The sequence below is a fragment of the Bacillus sp. LL01 genome (assembly GCF_001037965.1).
This window is the reverse complement of record NZ_LFEL01000210.1, coordinates 1-3,831: the sequence shown is the minus strand read 5'-3', so window position 1 is coordinate 3,831 and position 3,831 is coordinate 1. Positions and strand designations below refer to the sequence as shown.

The window sequence follows — 3,831 nt, the reverse complement described above, 5'->3', positions numbered from 1 at the left end:
CAGTCCAGGTGGAAAGGCAAATTATACCAGGAGTGGTGCGCTCTTATTTGGATGATGATCTAGGAGGATTTGCTAAAGAAATCGCTAAGAAGTTGAAAGAAAAGAAAGGTGAGTTAGATGAGGCTTGATAAATTACTCTCGAATATGGGGTTCGGTTCTAGGAAAGAAGTAAAAAAATTATTAAAAAGCGGTGGAGTTCGGATTGACGGTGAGCCTGCTAAAGATGGAAAGGAACAAGTGAATCCTGACACATCAGAGGTGACGGTTCATGGGGAACTGGTAGAATATAAGCCTTATATATACTTAATGTTAAACAAGCCTCAAGGAGTTATTTCTGCTACTGAGGATGACCAGCATCGTACTGTTTTAGATCTTCTATTGGAAGAACATCTTATCTATGATTTGTTCCCAGTCGGAAGACTTGATAAAGATACAGAAGGAATGCTGTTGATTACAAATGATGGTAAGTTCTCACATTCTTTGATGTCGCCTAAAAGGCATGTGAAAAAAACCTATTATGCTAAAATCGAAGGTCAAGTTACTGAAGAAGATATCGCATTATTTAAGCAGGGCGTTCAGCTTGAAGATGGTTATGTAACGAAGCCTGCGGAACTTGTTATGTTGTCTTCTGGTCCCACATCTGAAATCGAATTAACGATAACAGAAGGGAAATATCACCAAGTAAAGAGAATGTTTGCAGCAGTAGGTAAACATGTAACCTTTCTTAAGCGAATTGCGATAGGGGGCTTACCAATGGATGAACATCTTTCTGTAGGGGAGTGTCGGGAACTTACGGAGGAAGATAAACGAGTATTATTTCAGGAGTAACGCAAAAAGACGAAAGGACTAGTTCCTTTCGTCTTTTTGGGGCTTCAAGTATTTAACATGATTTCATACATTCATTTTCAGTTGGAAATTAGAACCCAGCTTATTAGCCACTAATAAAGTGTGCTTACGAAACGCGTGTTTTTCTATCTGTCACGCTCCATTTTCCCCGCGAAGGGCTGCTAACTAAATTGTTGTACTCAAGTACATTCAAGTCACGCTGGATTGTACGTTGGGTTATACCGAACTCTTCAACCAATTCAGTCGTCGTGACGATCCCCCTTTGTTTAATGTAGAGGTAAATGGATTTAATACGGGTCAGCATACGATCAGTTGAAGTTTTCAAAAAACCACTCCTTATTCATAATCATGACCAAGTCCTTTGGCACATTGTATGTCAGTTTAGACATAATTATGCAGAACTTCAGCGGATCACTTACCGTCAGAGGGAGATGTATATGCGTCTTTATTTCTGGCCCATGGTTGTCACCTCTGTAATAAATAGCAACGAACATTTTACAACGCATTTTATCACAGCGCCATAAGAGCATTACACATGTCTTGGTTGTAGCGGAAACCATTTGATTTTTATCTTGGAGCAAGGTAATGTTGATATTGGTTCGTGATAGTGAGTTAAAAACACATGATCTCATCGAACCCCTCTCGACGCTTACATTTTATAATAATTCTTTCAATTTAGCAAAGGTTTTGCTTGATTTTTTATGAATCTATAATGAGGTGAACTCTAATTATGAATTTTAACTGGAAAAATGAAGTAGAAAGACGTAAGGAGAAACTAATTAATCAAACTCAAGAATTTCTGCGTATTAACAGTGTTTTAGACGAGTCTACCGCCTCAAATGATAAGCCCTTTGGAGAAGGAATCGATCGCGCATTAACACATATGTTATCAAATGGTAAAGATTATGGTTTTTCTGTAAAAAATGTGGACGGGTATGCTGGTTACGTAGAATATGGTGAAGGAGACAAAAGTGTCGGGATACTTTGTCACCTTGACGTAGTTCCAGCAGGTTCTGGTTGGACGAGTCCCCCATTTTCAGCAGATATACGCGACGGGAAAATTTTTGCTCGTGGTGCGATTGATAATAAAGGTCCAACCATAGCTRCTTTTTTTGCTCTAACCTTATTAAAGGAGCTCGACCTTAAGCTTAATAAACGTATTCGAATTATTTTTGGCACAGATGAAGAAAGTAATTGGAGATGTGTAGACCATTATTTTAAGCATGAAGAAATGCCGACAGTTGGTTTTGCTCCTGATGCAGACTTTCCAATTATTCATGCTGAAAAAGGAATTATGGATGTCAATATACACTATCGTTCACAACAGGAATCAAATTCAGAAGTTGAGCTTTCCTTCTTTAAGTCAGGTGAGCGATTGAATATGGTACCTGAATCAGCAGAGGTAATTATGACAGGGAATGTGGAAGATCTTAAGCAAATAATTGAAGCTTTTCATGCGTATCTCGAAGCAAATAAAATAGAAGGTACTTATGAACACAGTGAAACTCAATTAACCCTAACTTTGATTGGTAAGTCAGCCCACGGTTCGACCCCAGAGAAAGGCTTAAATGCAGGTTTGTATCTTGCAGAATTTCTTTCAAATCTAACGGTTAAAGGAATACCGACTTTTATTGATAATATAGCTAGTCAGTTTCATGGTGATACGGTTGGAGTAAGAATAGGGATTAATCATGAAGATGAGATATCTGGCCCTCTTACGGTGAATGTTGGTAAAATAATGTTTGAAAAAGACAAGGAAGCGATGGTTGGGTTAAATATTCGCTACCCAGTAACTGCTTCTGGTGAAAAAGTAATCGAGTCTATAAAGCAATTCTCTGATCAAAATCAAGCTGAGTTTGAGCTACTTGATCATATGACACCAAGCTTTGTAGACGGAGATCATCCACTTGTGAACGTTTTACAAGAAGTGTATCAACGTCAAACAGGAGAAGAAGCAACGTTGCTTGCTATTGGAGGCGGTACATACGCTCGCTCGTTAGATGTTGGGGTGGCATTTGGTCCAATGTTTCCAGGAAGAGAAGATGTCGCACATCAAAAAGATGAATACATTCTAATTGATGACCTGATGAGAGCGACGGCAATTTATGCAGAGGCGATGTATGAGCTAGCAAAATAAAAAACGGAGATGGGTGAGGTATCCTCACCATCTCCGTTTTAATTTATTGCTCTTTATCAAATTGAAATAAGTCTGTTGAAAGGTAGCGTTCGCCAGTGTCACAAGCAATAGCAACTACAACATCATCTGGAGTTAACGTTTTTGCTACTTCCATTGCTGCAAAACAAGCTGCCCCTGAAGAAGGTCCGACCAGAATACCTTCTTTTCGTGCTAGCTCGCGAGTAACTCGATAAGCATCTTCATCTTCAATTTTTAAAATTTCGTCATACACATTCTCATTAAGAATAGGAGGAATAAAGCCTGGGCTTGTACCTACTAGCTTATGAGGACCTGGCTTACCACCTGATAAGACTGGAGAACCAGCTGGTTCAACGACATGAATAGATGCTTCTGGATAGAAGCGTTTTAATTCTTCCCCGGTACCTGTAATTGTTCCACCTGTGCCAGAAGCTGCGACAAATGCAGTTAATGATTCGTTGACACTATCAAGTGCTGTTTTAATTTCTAGTGCTGTTGTTTTACGATGTGCATCTGGGTTAGCGTCATTTTCAAATTGCATCGGCATATAACTATTTGGTATTTCACGGACTAGCTCATGAGCTTTATCAATAGCTCCAGGCATTTTCTTATCGCCTTCTGTTAAGACTACCTCAGCTCCATATGCTTTTAAAAGATTAATTCGTTCTAATGACATCGTATCAGGCATAACGAGAATCGCGCGGTACCCTTTTGCTGCAGCATTCATCGCCAAACCAATACCTGTATTTCCGCTAGTTGGTTCAATGATTGTTGAACCTTCTTTTAGATGACCGCTTTTTTCAGCTTCAACGATCATATTGTATGCTGCA

General features: G+C 39.2%; 4 protein-coding genes. 2 read left to right on the top strand and 2 right to left on the bottom strand.

Annotated elements, in window-relative coordinates:
• Nucleotides 1-117: 117 nt before the first annotated feature.
• Nucleotides 118-828: a pseudouridine synthase gene (locus tag AB685_RS28090; RefSeq protein ID WP_047973899.1), complete on the top strand. Its 711-nt coding sequence runs from the start codon at nt 118-120 to the stop codon at nt 826-828.
• Nucleotides 829-952: 124 nt separating this feature from the next.
• On the opposite strand, the gene AB685_RS28085 is transcribed toward AB685_RS28090, so the two are convergent.
• Nucleotides 953-1,171, bottom strand: coding sequence for a DeoR family transcriptional regulator (locus tag AB685_RS28085; protein WP_047973898.1), 219 nt, complete (start codon nt 1,169-1,171; stop codon nt 953-955).
• Between the two features lie 402 nt (nt 1,172-1,573).
• Between AB685_RS28085 and pepV the strand changes: the two genes are divergently transcribed.
• A complete protein-coding gene (gene pepV / locus AB685_RS28075; RefSeq protein ID WP_128755962.1) occupies nt 1,574-2,983 on the top strand; it encodes a dipeptidase PepV in 1,410 nt (469 codons plus the stop codon).
• A gap of 43 nt (nt 2,984-3,026) precedes the next feature.
• Here the strand turns inward: pepV and cysK are convergent.
• Nucleotides 3,027-3,831 (bottom strand): cysteine synthase A (gene cysK / locus AB685_RS28070; protein WP_047973895.1); only part of this gene is annotated, 805 nt, incomplete at its 5' end.